13 protein-coding genes are annotated in these 15,838 nt (G+C 49.4%); 10 read left to right on the top strand and 3 right to left on the bottom strand.

Annotated elements, in window-relative coordinates; all coding sequences use genetic code 11:
- Positions 1–80: 80 nt before the first annotated feature.
- Both ACUVQO_RS08580 and ACUVQO_RS08575 read left to right on the top strand, forming a co-directional pair.
- Entirely contained in the window at positions 81–944 is an 864-nt protein-coding gene (locus tag ACUVQO_RS08580) for a hypothetical protein (protein WP_445925473.1), read from the top strand.
- Positions 945–1,064: 120 nt separating this feature from the next.
- A complete protein-coding gene (locus tag ACUVQO_RS08575) occupies positions 1,065–1,253 on the top strand; it encodes a YqaE/Pmp3 family membrane protein (RefSeq protein WP_445925472.1) in 189 nt (62 codons plus the stop codon).
- Here the strand turns inward: ACUVQO_RS08575 and ACUVQO_RS08570 are convergent.
- Positions 1,250–1,966 carry a response regulator gene (locus ACUVQO_RS08570; RefSeq protein ID WP_445925471.1) on the bottom strand — a complete coding sequence of 239 codons (717 nt, stop codon included), beginning with the start codon at positions 1,964–1,966 and terminating at the stop codon, positions 1,250–1,252. The genes ACUVQO_RS08575 and ACUVQO_RS08570 overlap by 4 nt on opposite strands.
- Positions 1,967–2,253: 287 nt before the next feature.
- Between ACUVQO_RS08570 and ACUVQO_RS08565 the strand changes: the two genes are divergently transcribed.
- The 8 genes from ACUVQO_RS08565 to aroF all read left to right on the top strand — a co-directional run bounded on the left by ACUVQO_RS08565 (position 2,254) and on the right by aroF (position 11,214).
- Complete coding sequence (locus ACUVQO_RS08565) at positions 2,254–2,706, top strand: sensor histidine kinase (protein ID WP_445925470.1); 453 nt, start codon at positions 2,254–2,256, stop codon at positions 2,704–2,706.
- Positions 2,707–2,826: 120 nt separating this feature from the next.
- Positions 2,827–3,237: a response regulator gene (locus ACUVQO_RS08560; protein ID WP_445925469.1), complete on the top strand. Its 411-nt coding sequence runs from the start codon at positions 2,827–2,829 to the stop codon at positions 3,235–3,237.
- A 148-nt stretch (positions 3,238–3,385) separates the two neighbouring features.
- Complete coding sequence (locus ACUVQO_RS08555) at positions 3,386–4,597, top strand: ATP-binding protein (RefSeq protein WP_445925468.1); 1,212 nt, start codon at positions 3,386–3,388, stop codon at positions 4,595–4,597.
- Between the two features lie 196 nt (positions 4,598–4,793).
- Complete coding sequence (locus ACUVQO_RS08550; RefSeq protein ID WP_445925467.1) at positions 4,794–5,342, top strand: Dps family protein; 549 nt, start codon at positions 4,794–4,796, stop codon at positions 5,340–5,342.
- A gap of 198 nt (positions 5,343–5,540) precedes the next feature.
- The gene (locus tag ACUVQO_RS08545) at positions 5,541–7,454 is read left to right on the top strand and encodes a transketolase C-terminal domain-containing protein (RefSeq protein ID WP_445925466.1); all 1,914 of its coding nucleotides are present in this window, start codon (positions 5,541–5,543) and stop codon (positions 7,452–7,454) included.
- A 304-nt stretch (positions 7,455–7,758) separates the two neighbouring features.
- Positions 7,759–8,298: a cytochrome b6-f complex iron-sulfur subunit gene (gene petC / locus ACUVQO_RS08540; RefSeq protein WP_445925465.1), complete on the top strand. Its 540-nt coding sequence runs from the start codon at positions 7,759–7,761 to the stop codon at positions 8,296–8,298.
- A gap of 30 nt (positions 8,299–8,328) precedes the next feature.
- The gene (gene petA / locus ACUVQO_RS08535) at positions 8,329–9,315 is read left to right on the top strand and encodes a cytochrome f (protein WP_445925464.1); all 987 of its coding nucleotides are present in this window, start codon (positions 8,329–8,331) and stop codon (positions 9,313–9,315) included.
- 1,035 nt (positions 9,316–10,350) lie between these two features.
- Entirely contained in the window at positions 10,351–11,214 is an 864-nt protein-coding gene (gene aroF, locus ACUVQO_RS08530; protein ID WP_445925463.1) for a 3-deoxy-7-phosphoheptulonate synthase, read from the top strand.
- 437 nt (positions 11,215–11,651) lie between these two features.
- Here aroF and clpB read toward each other — a convergent pair whose 3' ends face one another.
- Both clpB and ACUVQO_RS08520 read right to left on the bottom strand, forming a co-directional pair.
- Positions 11,652–14,303 carry an ATP-dependent chaperone ClpB gene (gene clpB / locus ACUVQO_RS08525; protein ID WP_445925462.1) on the bottom strand — a complete coding sequence of 884 codons (2,652 nt, stop codon included), beginning with the start codon at positions 14,301–14,303 and terminating at the stop codon, positions 11,652–11,654.
- 123 nt (positions 14,304–14,426) lie between these two features.
- On the bottom strand, positions 14,427–15,838 hold a 1,412-nt coding region (locus tag ACUVQO_RS08520; protein WP_445925461.1), incomplete at its 5' end, for an iron uptake porin.

Here is a 15,838-nt window from a genome sequence, read left to right as displayed (position 1 = left end):
ATTACACTTGATTCAAGCGTTCGCTTTTCTACATGCCACGGAGTCATTGACTTCACTCCCCCCTGTGGCTGCAAACACGTATGACGGAAGTGCCAGATCAAGTGAAAACCTCTATTAGTAGTCCTGAAGCGCAGCACGCCTTATGTTTGTTGCGTTACTACGGGTTTGAACTGACTATGTACACCGTCGAGGAACAGATGGCAGAGTGGTTGGAGCGCTATCCAGCCCGAATGATTATGCAGGCCATTATTGAAGCGCTGTATCAGGGACGGTACAAAACTGTTTCCGTGAATCAGATATTAGCGTTGTGGCAACGTCGAGGTCAAACGATCTGTCATTTTAACGGTGAGTTTGAGCGCCTGGTGGGTGGTAATCTGCCAGTTGCGGTTCAGTCTCCTCCCCCGGTAGAGGAGCCACCCGTCGCCGCATTATCTCCCAAGCCGATCCAGTCCTATCGAGAAATGCTCCTAGAATTACCCAGTGTCAGGGCGGCCTCTAAATTAAAGCGCTTAACAGAAATTCCTTCCCTAAAACTGTCTCAAATTCGGATGATTGAGGAGTCAGGCAACGGTATCAGCAGTGGTAGCCCACCACCCCTAAGCACCATCGCTGAAGTCAGGAATTCTCCTACTGCTGGACTAAAATCACCTGAATTCAAGCTCCACCCTCCGACATTGGATCAATCAGATAAGCCAGATCCGGATCCAGAGCGTGAGTTCAAAGAGTTCAAAGAAGGAGTCGTCTTTGCCCTTAGTTGCGGTTTAGCAGCTCATGCACTCAAACCCAGGATGCGGTTGCTGCTGAGTCGGCTGTATCAAATTGACTGGTTGCAGTTTTGTACCAGTTCCAAGGCGATCGAACAGTTTGTCCCAGCTTTAGAACCGTCTGAGTTTCATAACAAACTGAAAATAGTGGCTGAACCGAGAGAATCGAAACCAAAGTAGGAGTGAGAGGTCATTGGCCATTTCGTCCCTGGGATAGAGGTAGATTGAATTGGGGAGCAAGAGAATAAGCCAATGATGAATCGCTGAGTTGAAACGGAATAAAAGAGCATTATAAAAATCTTGCGCTTGATTCTCGGAATTGTGCTGCCCCCTCTGGGAGTGTTTCTGACTTTTGGAATAGGGCCAACATTGATCATTAATATCTTGCTGACCTTGGTGGGTTGGGTTCCTGGCAGTATTCATGCAGTCTGGGCGATCGCCAAGCACGAAGAACAAATGGCTCCCATCGATCGCGGTGCAGGAATTTAGGACACCAGGCCCGATCGCAGAGCAACGACAGCAGCCTGGGTACGATCGTCCACACACAGTTTGTTCAAGATGTTACGAACGTGAGTTTTGACCGTTCCCATGGAAATGAAGAGTTTCTCTGCGATCGCCACATTGCTGCTGCCCTGGACAATGAGTTCCAATATCTCCATTTCCCGCTCTGTTAGAGGCGATTCTTGCAGGGCCTGTTCTAACTCCGGCTGCAGCGCTTCAATTTCAACCATCTTGGGTTTCTCAACAGGCTTAGACTGGGTATGGAGACGTACCTGCCGCAACACAATCGTCGCGATCGCAGGATCGATCCAGGAGTGGCCCTCATAGGTTTCCTGCAGCGCTTTTACCAGGCAATCGGTACTGATAGCTTTCATGCAATAAGAATCTGCACCAGCCGCAAAAGCAGCCAGTACCAGATCTTCCCGATCATGCATTGTCAGGATGAGAACTTTAATGTCGGACTCTCCCCGAACCGTCTGAAACTGTTTAATTTTACGGGTTAATTCAATTCCGTCCATGTCAGGTAAGCCGATATCCACAATGGCAATGTCGGGACGGGTCGTTTTTACCAGTTCTAACCCCTGTATGCCATTAGCCGCCTCTCCAATCAGATCTATCCCTTCCTGGCGCTTCAAAGCAGCCCGCAATCCTAAGCGGGTTAGATCATGGTCTTCGATTAAGATTACGCGGATCTCAGACATGGTTTCCATTCCCCCACAACATATAGGAAGCCACTCAGTCATCATCAGGGAAGAGATTGAAACTAAATCTCGTTAAAGAACGGTCGTTTTCCAATCAAACAAAATACAGTTCTGGACTTGGACAAGGTTTATATTCAAAACGTCTGGCCGTTCGAAGTCAACCGATGATGGACAACAGGTGACAGAATCAACTGTTTGGCACAAGTACTAATTGTGGGTCTCTTTAAAAGATCCTACTCTAGGTCTATGCCTTTCGGCAGAGAACAGCCCAAAGTTTTGCTGGAAAGATGGACTGGTATGCAGCGGTTTTTCATCCAATTGATTCGGGCCGCGCTGAACGGAAACAGATTGAAGTTGAATTGGTATCAGTCAAAGCCTTACTGACAGAAGTAATTGATTCCTTCACGGTACTAGATTCCTTCACGATCGAAATCGCTTCTGATATGCCTGTCCTGCATACCAAACGGCTTCTTCTGCGACAGGTCTTTGCCAACTCAATCAGCAATGCCGTTAAGCATCACGATCGCTACAATGGCCATCTCTGGATTGATGTGCAGGATCGGGGCGATCGCTATAAATTTAGCGTCACTGATGATGACCCTGGCATTGATCCGGCTTTCCATAAGAAAATCTTTAAAATTGTAGAGTTTTCAGGGGGCGATATTTGGGTAGAGTCTACCAAAGGAGCGGACGCAGCCTTCCATTTCACCTTGCCTAAACCATCTGAAGCTATCTCTTGAACACATCAAATACTAGGAATGTATCTTTCTTATGGTTGAGGCATCGCTGCAAAATCTGTCGCTAAAATGGTTGTAGTATGCGTAACATTCCTTAATAAAACAAATTGTTCATTAAAGCTTATGGAAGATCGATTAATTAACGTCTTGCTAGTCGAGGATGATGAAGTCGATGTAATGAATGTCAAACGGGCATTCAAGCGCAACAATATTACGAATCCACTGTATACGGCTGCTAACGGTCTAGAAGCATTAGCCTTATTACGGAGGGAAAATCCTGCTGTTCCAGCGGTGCCCCCAACTCGTCGTTTAATTTTGCTGGATCTCAATATGCCCAAGATGGGTGGGTTGGAATTTTTGCAGGAACTCCGATCGGATCTAGTATTACGAAATATTCCTGTTGTAGTGCTCACCACTTCTAATGAAGATCGCGATCGCATTGAAGCCTACAACTTAAACGTAGCTGGATATATTCTCAAACCCGTGACCTTTATTAATTTTGTCGAAGTTATGGCGACGTTGAATAAATATTAGGCTCTATGGGAACTGTCCTGCTAGGGCTTGCTGTTTATTATTTAGGTACCTGTGGGATGATTTTGGTTAAGTTAAAAAACATATATAAGAAAATGATCGTTCTCTAGTTGGACTTGGTTTAAACTTCTGCTGAGCCATACTTGCTGCTATGGAAGAGACCTTAAAGATTTTAGTTGTAGATGATGATGAGATAGATCGACTGGCAGTACGCCGTGCCCTTAAATCCGCTGGTTTCTCCGTAGATCTGTTGGAAGCCCGTGATTACAGCACTGCGATCGTTACTTTAAAAAAAGCAGAGTTTGATTGCGTTTTTCTAGACTATCGATTGCCTGATCAAGACGGGCTGGCCTTAGTGCAAGATCTGCGTCAGCAGGGAGTTAAAATTCCTTTAATCGTGTTGACTGGCCAGGGTGATGAACAGATCGCTGTGGATGTTATGAAAGCTGGGGCAACAGATTATTTATCCAAATCCAAAGTGTCTGCAGATACCTTAAGTTATGTCCTGCGGAATGCGTTGCGCTTGTATGAGGCTGAACGGGCGATCGAGTTAGCCAATCAAAAACGAGAACGCCTCAGTCGGGAGCGGAAAGATTTTGTCTATCGCCTCACCCACGATCTGCGAACTCCACTCATCGCTGCTGATCGGATGCTTACGCTGTTCCAGCAGGAAGCCTTTGGGCCAACTTCCCCAGACATGGATGAAGCGATCGCCACTATGATCCAGAACAATCAGAATTTGCTGCAAATGGTCAACACCATTTTGGAAGTCTATCGCCACGATGCTGGCCACAAAAATCTCAAGTTTGCTCCCTGCGATTTGAGTCAGATCATCCGAGACGTAGCTCAGGAACTGTCTCCCTTGGCGGCGAATAAAGGACTGCAATTGACCGTCAACCTAGCTCCAGAAGCTGGCCCCAAACGAGTCACAACAGTAATGGGCGATCGCATGGAACTCCGCCGCCTCGTATGCCATCTGGTCAACAACGCGATTAAGTTCACACAACGGGGCAGCATTGAGATTCGCTTGATTGGCGCATCGATCAAACCCTTGAGTGATACGGATACCAGCAATACCTGGGTGACGATCGAAGTCCAGGATACGGGCTGTGGTATTCCCCCCGCTGACCAGAAGAAACTGTTTGAACGGTTCCGCCAGGGAGAAGGAGACAACCGCCGCGCTGGAAGTGGCCTGGGTCTTTACCTGGCTCACCGAATTGTAGAAGGGCACCAGGGCACGATCGTTGTAGAATCTCAGGTTGGTCAAGGAAGTCTGTTTATCATTCGACTCCCCGTCCAGCAGCCCTGTGATTATGGGAATGGCGATGGCAATGGCAATGGCAATGGGAAACAGGGAGTTTAAGAGTTGCAAGTTAAGAGTTGCAAGCAAGTTAAGAGGATGCTTTAAAGGCCAGTCTCTTTGTCTCCACTCCTCCATTTTCCTCCTTTTTTGCATTTAGATAGAAAGCCACGATCGCTAACCTATTCCTTATGATTGATGCCCAACTGAATTAAATCTGGTGAACTGGCTAATAGAGTAGAGTTAAAAAATTAAAACGATGCGTAAGGTAAACATTGGCCTGACCGACGAGCAACGCAAGGGTGTGTGTGAACTATTGAACCAAGATCTGGCAGATGTGTATCTGTTGCTGATCAAAACTAAGAAGTATCACTGGGATGTGATCGGCCCTCAATTCCGTACCCTGCATGAGCTGTGGGAAGAGCAATACACCACTTTGACCGAAACCGTAGACAGCATTGCTGAACGTGTTCGTCAATTGGGTGGCTTCCCTGTGAGTACCGCAACGGAATTTATCCATCTGGCTTCGATTCAGGAAAACCCTGAAGTGATTCCTAGCGCCACTGACATGGTTTCTCGCCTGATTGATGATCATGAACTGATTATCCGTAACCTGCGGGAACAAGTCGATCAATGTAGTGAAGAATTCCATGATGAGGGAACTGCAGACTTCCTGACTGGCCTGATGGAACAACATGAAGAAATGGCTTGGATGTTGCGCTCCTTCATCGAAGGGGAAGCAATCGCTGCGGATGGGGTACAACCTGGCAAAGCAGTTAAAACTCCTGTTGGCACAGGTTCCCGTTAAGGAGTTAAGTACCGCGTCTTTTTGATTAATTACCCTTGAGTATCAAGACTGGATTTGTCCAGTCTTTTTTCTTTATAGGTTAACTGCCAATCTTGGAATGTTCCCCGCAGCCCACTATACTGAGCTTTGAAGATTGAGCTTTGACGATGGCTTTCCGTTAGCCTCCTCAAACTGCTGTGTACCTTAGGAACTTCCGTTATGACAACTACTGGCGATCGCTTCCCTATTGACCTTGGCGCTTACCAGGCCATTCGTCTGGATCCCACCAAGCCCACCCTGACCGACGATGAACGGAAGGCTCTGCAAGCAAATATTCAACTTTGTCGAGATGCGATCGTATTTTTTACCGCCACAGGCGCGGCCAGAGGGGTAGGTGGACATACGGGCGGCCCTTACGACACCGTCCCAGAGGTGATGATTCTGGATGCGCTGTTCCGGGGAGCGCCCAACCAGTTCGTTCCCATCTTTTTTGATGAAGCTGGACATCGGGTCGGCACACAATATCTGATGGCCGTCCTGCATGGAGATCTGCCAGCAGAACAACTGATGCATTACCGGGTCGCTGGCTCTAAATTACCCGGACACCCGGAACTGGGGTTGACTCCTGGGGTGAAATTCAGTTCCGGTCGCCTGGGACACATGTGGCCCTACATCAACGGGGTAGCAATGGCAAATCCTGGAAAGACTGTATTCTGCCTAGGATCGGATGGCTCCCAGCAGGAAGGGAATGATGCCGAAGCGGCTCGTCTGGCCGTAGCCCAACACCTGAACGTGAAGCTAATCATCGACGACAATGATGTGACGATCGCAGGCCATCCCTCTAAATATCTGCCTGGCTTCAGCGTCGCCAAAACTCTGATTGGTCATGGGATGAAAGTGCTGGAAGGCGATGGAGAAGACCTAGATGGACTGTATAGCCGGATTTACGAAGCGGTCAGTACCCCAGGGCCGATCGCCGTAATCAACAAGCGCCCCATGTGCGTCGGCATTCGTGGGCTAGAAGGCTCTAACCACGGTCATGATGTAATTTCGGTAGAGAAGGCGATCGCCTACCTGGAAGACCGGGGCCACAGTGCCGCCGTAGATTATCTGAGAAATATTCAAAAACCCAAGCAGACCTACACCTTCATCGGCTCTGGCGACAAGTGGGACTCCAACCGCAATGTGTTCGGAGATGCCGTAGTCGGAATTCTCGGTCGGATGAGTGAGGAAGAGCGCAAAGCCAAAGTCGTCGTCATTGATAGTGACCTGGAAGGTTCCTGTGGCTTGAAAAAAATCCACGATGCCCATCCCGAAGTGTTTATCCCTTCTGGAATTATGGAGCGGGGCAACCTCTCTGCTGCAGCGGGATTTGGCATGGAAAAAGGCAAACAGGGCATCTTCGCCACCTTTGCCGCTTTCCTGGAAATGTGCATCTCCGAAATCACCATGGCCCGGTTGAACTACTCTAACCTGCTATGCCACTTCTCCCACTCCGGCATTGATGACATGGCCGACAATACCTGTCACTTCGGCCTCAACAACTTTTTTGCGGATAACGGCCTGGATGACGGCTATGAAACCCGCCTCTACTTCCCTGCCGATGCCGCTCAGATGAAGGCCTGTGTGGAAGCGGTATTCTTTGATCCCGGTCTGCGGTTCATCTTCTCTACCCGTTCCAAAACCCCCAATATCCTGGATGCCCATGGCAACAGTCTGTATGGTGGCGATTACAAGTTCGTCCCTGGTAAGGATGAAGTCGTGCGGGAAGGCACAGCGGGGTATGTCGTGGCCTTCGGTGATGCACTCTACCGGGCGGTGGATGCAGTCGATCGCCTGAAACAAGAAGGGATTGATGTTGGCCTGATTAACAAACCCACCCTGAATGTGGTGGACGAAGCGGTTCTGAACCAAATTGGCAAATCTCCCTTCGTCCTCGTCGTTGAAGCTTTCAACCGGAAAACAGGTCTGGGTAGCCGCTTTGGTTCCTGGCTTCTGGAGCGGGGTTTAACTCCCAAATTTGCCTACCTGGGCACCCATAAAGAAGGCTGTGGCGGCCTCTGGGAACAGTATCCTTACCAGGGCATTGACCCAACGGGGATTATGAAGAAGGTGAAGGAACTGGTGGGATAAATGAATTGTCTTACCTGTGTATTGCTGACTACATCTGTCTTTCGCAGGAGATCCCATCCAGCCATATCCTGCTCGTCAGCCTCTCTTAACATTTTGTATCAATTCCCCCAGGGCTGAATTATGGGAATGCATACACACAATGTAATAATTACTTGTGAGAAGGCTTAACAGGCTGAGTACTCAACTTTGTCCAAGCCCAGCATCATAATTGCTCTGGCAAGAAAACCCCGGTTTTCTAACTGGGCTTGATCTAGCTTCTGCTTCGTATATTCTCGACCGATCCTTAATACCGCTTTACATTCTCATGACTCAACTCTCTGGATCCTCCGACGTACCCGATATGGGGCGTCGCCAATTTATGAACCTGTTATTGGTAGGTGCGGGCGGCGGCGCTGTTCTAGGTATGCTCTACCCCGTCGTTAAGTACTTTATTCCCCCATCCAGTGAAGCAGCTGGGGGTGGTGTAACTGCCAAAGATGCACTCGGCAAAGATGTGATTGTGAGTGAGTTTTTGGCTACTCACAATGCCGGAGATCATGTTCTAGCTCAAGGTTTGAAGGGTGATCCGACCTATATCATCGTGAAAGAAGATAAATCGATCGCCGACTTTGGCCTGAATGCGGTCTGCACTCACTTGGGCTGTGTGGTGCCCTGGAATCCCAACGAAAACAAGTTCATGTGCCCTTGCCACGGCTCTCAGTACAATAGTGAAGGCAAGGTCGTCCGGGGACCTGCTCCGCTGCCTCTGGCGCTGGTTCATGCGACTGTGGAAGATGACAAAATCGCCTTTACTCCCTGGACAGAAACTGATTTCCGCACAGGTGAAGATCCCTGGTGGACCTAATTTTCCTTGCTACTGGTGTATTTAACTGACATGAGAACACGTTCTATTCAAGAAGTTTTGCTCCCAGGGACGGCTACCCTGAAGCGGGCTGTAACTCTTGCGATCGCCACCCTGGCAGTGTTGTTAGTGAGCAGCCTTGCCTTTCCCCAAACAGCCACCGCTTATCCGGCTTTCGCCCAGCAAGCTTATGACAATCCCCGTGAAGCAACAGGTCGGATTGTCTGTGCCAACTGCCACCTGGCGGCCAAGCCAACTCAGGTAGAAGTTCCCCAATCGGTGCTGCCGGACTCTGTCTTTGAGGCGGTTGTTAAGATTCCCTACGACACCAATTTGCAGCAGGTAGTTTATGGCGGAGCCAAAGCACCGCTTAACGTAGGAGCCGTGTTAATGCTTCCCGAAGGCTTTAAGCTGGCACCCGAAGATCGAATTCCCGAAGAAATGAAGGAAAAGGTGAAGGACGTTTACTTCCAGCCTTACAGCGAAGATAAGGAAAACATTCTCGTAGTAGGCCCCCTTCCGGGTGAGCAGTACCAGGAGATTGTGTTCCCCATCCTGTCTCCCGATCCTAAGGCAGATAAGTCTATCCACTTTGGCAAGTATCAGATTCATGTGGGCGGCAATCGGGGCCGAGGCCAGATTTATCCCAATGGTGAAAAGAGCAATAACACGGTCTTTAATGCTTCTGCGGCTGGCACGATTACCAAGATTGCCAGGACAGATGACAACGGCTACGAAGTGACGATTCAAAAAGCTGATGGCAATACAATCACGGAAGCAATTCCTGCAGGGCCAGAGTTACTGGTTTCCGAAGGACAGCAAGTGGCTTCTGGTGAAGCGTTGACCAATAATCCCAACGTGGGCGGCTTTGGTCAGGTAGATGCGGAGATTGTCCTGCAAAGCCCGAACCGCATTCTGGGTCTGCTAGCATTCTTTGGCATTGTCATCCTGACTCAAATCATGCTGGTACTCAAGAAGAAACAGGTCGAGCGCGTTCAGGCTGCAGAAATGCAGTTTTAGAATAGCGGTTCTCACTCTACGGCATTGTTTCCTGATATATAAAAATCATGCAAAAAGAGGCAGAAACTCTGCCTCTTTTTCTTCATTTTGGAGCCTGATTTTTTAAGAAGATGGGATGGCTAAATCACCTAAGAAGGAACCCTGATTCCGTTCTTGTTTCTTAGCAAGACCGTGGAATCCAACGTGCCCCTGACCCCGCCGATCGTCTTGGGCCTCCGATCGAGGAAGGTGGAGAATAGGCGAAGTGCCCCAGATTTTCCTGGTTTTTACTGAGCGATGACATTGATATAAAACTGGTTTGAGTCGAGGAGTAAAGTTTTTCAAGATTAATTCTCGAAAAAGGAGCTAATTGAGTGCCAGCAATCAGCATTATTACGTAAAATGCTCTCTTTTTAATTACATTCATAACTCTAGATAACACCTTGTGTCCTTCATTTTAGAAAGAACTATGGAGAATGAACGGTAAATATGCGGATAGTTTATGAAGAAACTGTAAAGTTAGCTGTCGGGTCTACAACAGCGATCGCTTTTTCCGCTCTCTGCATTCTGGCTTTCCGAAAGAGGAAATCTCCTTAGCTTCACTATTAACCCGTTGGGGTACTTGACGCATTTTTGATCATCCTGCTAGGGTCAAAGTAAGAAATTTATTTCCTCCAAGCAATCCGATGCTGAATCGCGCTTTTTACTTTTACTTTTGGCGTTCCCGGTTCACTTAGAGTGAAGCGAGTTACTTGCTATTTCTCTGAGTGAGCCGCAGCATCCAGTCTGCGGCTTTTTAATTAAAGCCTGTTCAAGTTTAGAGATTTAACTTTTCTGATAACAAACTTTGACTTGCGAACTATACTCAGTTCACGGTTCTACCCCATCATGATGCAGCAACACAGTTGGTTTTTCGGTTTTTATTTTTGGGCCAGGGAATCACCCGGGTAAGGTCGTTGTACATTCATGATGCTGCCCGGGACCAACTAGTTCCGGGCTTTTTGTTGATTTGTTTCCATTGTCCACCATCTACTCATTACCTTAGGAGCCATCACTGTGTTAGAAGCAAAACTGACCACTAAAACCCATGCTGATCACCGTACTGTGGTCAATTTATCCCATCAGGTTGCGATCGGCGGGTCGGCGATTGTCGTCATTGGCGGCCCCTGTACTGTCGAAAGCGTAGAGCAAATGGAGCGGGTTGCGCAATCGCTCTCAACCGTTTCAATTAGCGCTCTTCGGGGAGGTGTGTATAAGCCACGTACCTCCCCTTATAGTTTCCAGGGCATGGGAGTGGATGGCCTACGCATTCTGGCCTCAGTGCGGCAGGCTTATGGTTTACCTGTAGTCACGGAAGTGATGTCGATCGCCCAGATTGAAACCGTTTCCGCCTATGCCGATATGCTGCAAATTGGCAGCCGCAATATGCAAAACTTCGAGCTATTAAAGGCTCTGGGAACTGTGGCCAAGCCAATTCTCTTAAAGCGGGGATTGGCGGCCACGATTGAAGAGTTTGTTATGGCCGCAGAATATATCATGGCGCATGGCAATCCGAATGTGGTGTTGTGTGAGCGCGGCATCCGCAGTTTCGATACCTATACTCGCAATGTCCTGGATCTGGGAGCAGTAGTTGCCCTGAAGCAATTAACCCACTTACCCATAATTGTCGATCCCAGTCATGCTGCTGGAAAACGAGAGCTAGTACCCGACCTGGCCCGTGCCGCGATCGCTGCTGGAGCCGATGGCCTGATCATTGAATGCCATCCGGAGCCAGAAAAATCGGTTTCTGATGCCCGACAAGCATTATCTTTGGAAACCATGCAGAATCTGGTGCAAAGTATAGCCGCGATCGCAGCAGCAGTAGGGCGATCACTCCACCACCCCCCTGTGGCTTCCAATCAATTGGTCGCGATCAGATAGCCCATTTGACTGCGGAGGCAGTCCCCCGCATCTAGATGCGGGGGACTGCCATTTAAGCTAGTTTGTGCCTTCGTGGTGAATCAAGGGGATTTACCTTCAAATCTGAACCAGACTTTTCGTGAGAGTACCCTGAAATGGTTGCAGCAAGGTTGCCAGAATTTTTTCTACCTGGCTAATGTGGTACTCAATCGGATCAATTCGTAAAACAGTCTGTTCAAGTATCAAAAATTTCCAGGTTGTTCCGCTCGCTACAGCCCCATAAATCATTGGTGTGTTGTTGCTTTCCCTGTAATTGAAGATCTAAGCCGCTACCACTGAGGCTGCACATTGGCTTAATCCTCCAATAGTGTAAAGTCCCTGTACGCCATAAATCATTTCTAAAACTTGCTGTTGCTGTTGCCTTACATTCCAATTCCAATATGCGATCGCTCTGCTCCCTACGCTAGTGCAGGTTGGTTGTTGACTGCCAGTTGCTTGTTGGTAAATTTCAAGCGATCGCCCACTAAATCGATCAAAATCGTGTCGCCTTCGGTGAAGGTATTGTCCAGGATTTTGGTGGCGATCGGGTTTTGTAACTCCCGTTGAATGGCGCGTTTTAGGGGACGAGCACCGTAAGTCGGATCGTATCCCACTTCAGCAATATAGTCCTGAGCGGCAGGGGTAATTTCCAGGCGAATCTTTTGGTCGGCCAACATCGCCTGAATTTTCTGAATTTGCAGGCCAACGATCTGACTCAGTTCACTGCGACCCAGAGCATGGAAGATGATCAGGTCGTCCACCCGGTTGAGAAATTCAGGCCGGAAGTGCTTCCGGAGCGCCTGCATGACTCGTTTCTGCATTTCCTCGTAGCGATCGTCGTCTCCCGAAATATCCAGAATGTGTTCACTGCCAATGTTGCTGGTCATGACAATCACGGTGTTGCGGAAATCCACCATACGGCCCTGGGAATCCGTAATCCGCCCATCATCCAGGACTTGCAGCAGAATGTTGAACACATCCGGATGAGCCTTTTCCACTTCATCTAGAAGCACGACGGAGTAAGGATGGCGACGCACCGCTTCCGATAGCTGGCCACCTTCTTCATAGCCCACATAGCCAGGAGGAGCACCAATCAAGCGAGCGACGGAATGCTTCTCCATGTATTCCGACATATCCAGCCGTACCAAGGCATCATCAGAGTCAAACAAAAATTGGGCCAGGGCGCGAGCCAGTTCCGTCTTCCCGACTCCCGTTGGCCCCATGAACAGGAAGGAGCCGATCGGACGCCCCAGATCCTTCATTCCGGCACGGGCACGGCGAATGGCGGCAGCGACGGCTTCCACGGCTTCATGTTGACCGACTACTCGTTGATGCAGATGATGTTCCAGGTTGAGTAGCTTCTGCCGTTCCGATTCTAGCAGGCGATTGACAGGAATCCCTGTCCAGCGGGCGACAATTTCAGCAATGTCGGACTCTGTAACCTGTTCTCGCAGCAGGGTAGAGCCACGGGATTGAATTTCCAGCAATTTGGCTTCCTGTGCTTCACGATCGCGCTGCACTTTCTCCAACATCCCGTACTTCAGTTGGGCAGCAATGTTCAGGTCATGGGCCCGTTCGGCCTGTTCGATTTGAACCCGTAAATTTTCTTCCTCTTCCTTCAGTTTTTTAATCGCTTCCAGTAGTTGCTTTTCTCCCTGCCACTGGCTGCTCAGGGTTTCCTGCTTACTTTGCAAGTCACTAATTTCCTGCTCAATCCGTTCCAGACGATCTTTCGAGACACGAGTGGAGGCCAGCATACCCAGTTGGTCTTCGCCTTTCAGGGACAGCTTTTCCATTTCCAACTGCATCAGGCGACGTTCAATATCTTCCAGTTCCGTGGGTTTGGAGGTAATTTCCATTTTCAACTTGGCGGCGGCTTCATCTACCAGATCGATCGCTTTATCGGGCAGGAAGCGATCGGCAATATAGCGAGACGACAAGGTTGCCGCCGCTACCAGAGCAGAGTCAGTGATTTTGACCCCGTGGTGAACCTCGTAGCGTTCCTTCAAGCCACGCAGAATAGAAATAGTGTCCTCAACACTGGGTTCATCCACAAACACCTGCTGGAAGCGCCGCTCTAAAGCCGCATCTTTCTCAATGTATTTGCGATATTCATCCAGGGTCGTGGCACCAATACAACGCAGTTCCCCACGAGCAAGCATCGGTTTCAGCAGATTTCCGGCATCCATGGCACCCTGCGTAGAGCCAGTGCCAATCACGGTATGCAGTTCGTCGATAAACAGGACAATCTGCCCATCAGAGTGAATCACTTCCTTGAGCACCGATCGCAGCCGATTCTCAAAATCACCCCGGTACTTGGCTCCAGCGATCAGGGATCCCATATCCAGGGTGATCAGGGTACGGTTTTTCAGGGATTCCGGGACATCGCCTTTGACGATTCGCTGGGCCAACCCTTCGGCGATCGCTGTTTTCCCCACACCCGGTTCGCCAATCAGCACCGGATTATTTTTGGTGCGACGGGATAGAACCTGCACCACCCGACGAATTTCTTCATCCCGGCCAATCACCGGGTCAATCTTGCCAGCCTTGGCCTGCTCGGTCAGATCTCGTCCATACTTTTCCAGTGCGCCATAGCGGGATTCCGGGTTCTGGTCGCTGACTTTCTGGCTGCCCCGCACCTCTTTAATCATGGCTTCTAGCTTGCGGGGATTCAGTTCGTAAGTGCGGAGTACCCGTAATCCCAAACGGGGATCCACGGCAAAGCCCATCAGCAGATGATCAACCGAGATGAAATCATCCTGCCATTTAAGGCGGGTTTCTTCAGCGCGATCGAGCATCACATCCAGGTTGCGCCCCAGGTAAAGCTGATCGGCATTAGGAACCTTGGGTTGCCGTCGGGTAAAGTCTTCAATCTGTTGAAACAGGCGGGCCTTATCCACTCCGGCTTTGGCGAATACTTTTGTTGCCAACCCGTCCTGCTGTTCCAACAGGGAAATCATTAAATGTTCAACTTCCAGTTGCTGCTGTTTGTAGCGACGCACCACATCTTGAGCTTGAACGATCGCTTCCCATGCCTTGTCTGTAAACTTATTCGGGTCAGTTGGCTGCATCTTTGAATAAAGAGTTCAAGTAGAAATACGTATTGCTGAGCTTTCAGTATAACTGAGGGGAGGGGGGGATAGAGGTGGAACTACAAGGGTAAACCAATAGGGCTAATCATAAGGGCAAATTACCTAAAACGAAAAATTCATGCGCACCACCCATTCAAAAATCGTGTCGATCGCCCGATTATTAGGATTGGCAACAATTAAAAAGGCTGGACTGAAAATCACACTGTCGTTGAGGTTAAAGCGGTAATAAGCTTCAAAGTTGGTTTGAGTCGCGTTTCCCAGGTCACTGGTTACAAACGGTTGCCCGATCGCCAAACCCGCCACGGATCCCGGAATCACAATATTGCGAATCGTGCCCCCCAACGCCCAGGTGATGGGAGTCAGGGAAAGCTGCTGATCCAGCACGGTATTAAAACCTGCATAGCGACCAATTCCGAATCGTCCAAAGGCAGCAAACTGGCGGTTGAAGGCCCACTCAACGTTCAAACCTCCAGCATTAATCGCCACCCCGTTAACGGTGGCACTGGTGTATTGCAGGCGGGCTACCAGAGTTGGATTGAAGGAGTATTCCAGTTCCACGCTACCCTGGTTGCGATCGCCAAACAATCCTCTTTGGGTGGAACCGCCGCCGGGACTGCTGGCATCCGCCGCTACATATAACCCCTTTAAGATCAGGGATGGCGTGAATGCCCAGGCGATCGCGGCTCCTGCCCCTCCCGATCGATCCACCGGATTTTGCACAATCAGCGGATTATTCATGAAAAAGCTGGAGGAAAAGTTCTCCAGAGAATCATTAGCAAAGCGGTTGTAATCAATGAAATCTCTGGGGTTGAGGCGACCACCCACAGTCAAATTGAGATTTTTGGCAGGCGCAAAGGTGTAATACAACTTGCTGATGCGAACGGTATTGGGATAGCTGACAAAGTCTAAACCACCTCCGTCGGCTAGTAGACCGAATGTTCCCAGGAGGTTAGGGCCACGGGTTGATTGAGCTTTGCTGATAGCATCTCCCCCATTATTTCCAGCTTCCAGCTCAGTCCGCAGCAGATCGGTTCCGGTAAAGCTGGTATTCAAGTCCAGACGAATTCGCATGGGAATAGTGCTGTTGGCATTGCTGCCATCAGTCAGTCCAGCCACCAGTTCTCCTTTTAATTGGGTCGTAGTAGAAAACTGGTGTTGCTCCAGGGTGCCGATCTCCGTTTCCAACTTCTGCACGCGACTGTCAATACTCCCCAGAGTATTGTCGTAGGAGTCCTGAAGCCGCCTGATAGTGGCAAAATCTTCCCGGATGCGACCAATTTCCCCAGAGATAAAATACTGCTCGATTTGAGTAATGACTGCATTCATCACGGTCGCAAATTCGTATCGAGTCAGGGGTCGATTCCCGTGAAACGTGCGATCGGGAAAGCCCGTCATCACCTCATACTTTTCTACCAGAGCTTTTAGTGCCTGATAAGCCCAATCACCTGGCTGCACGTCGCTTAGTTCGTTCACTGATCGCAGTCGATCCATGGGGACGTCCTGGGTGAGGGGAT

It is taken from the genome of Leptodesmis sp. (genome assembly GCF_052746595.1).
This window is presented reverse-complemented; position numbering and strand designations above follow the sequence as displayed.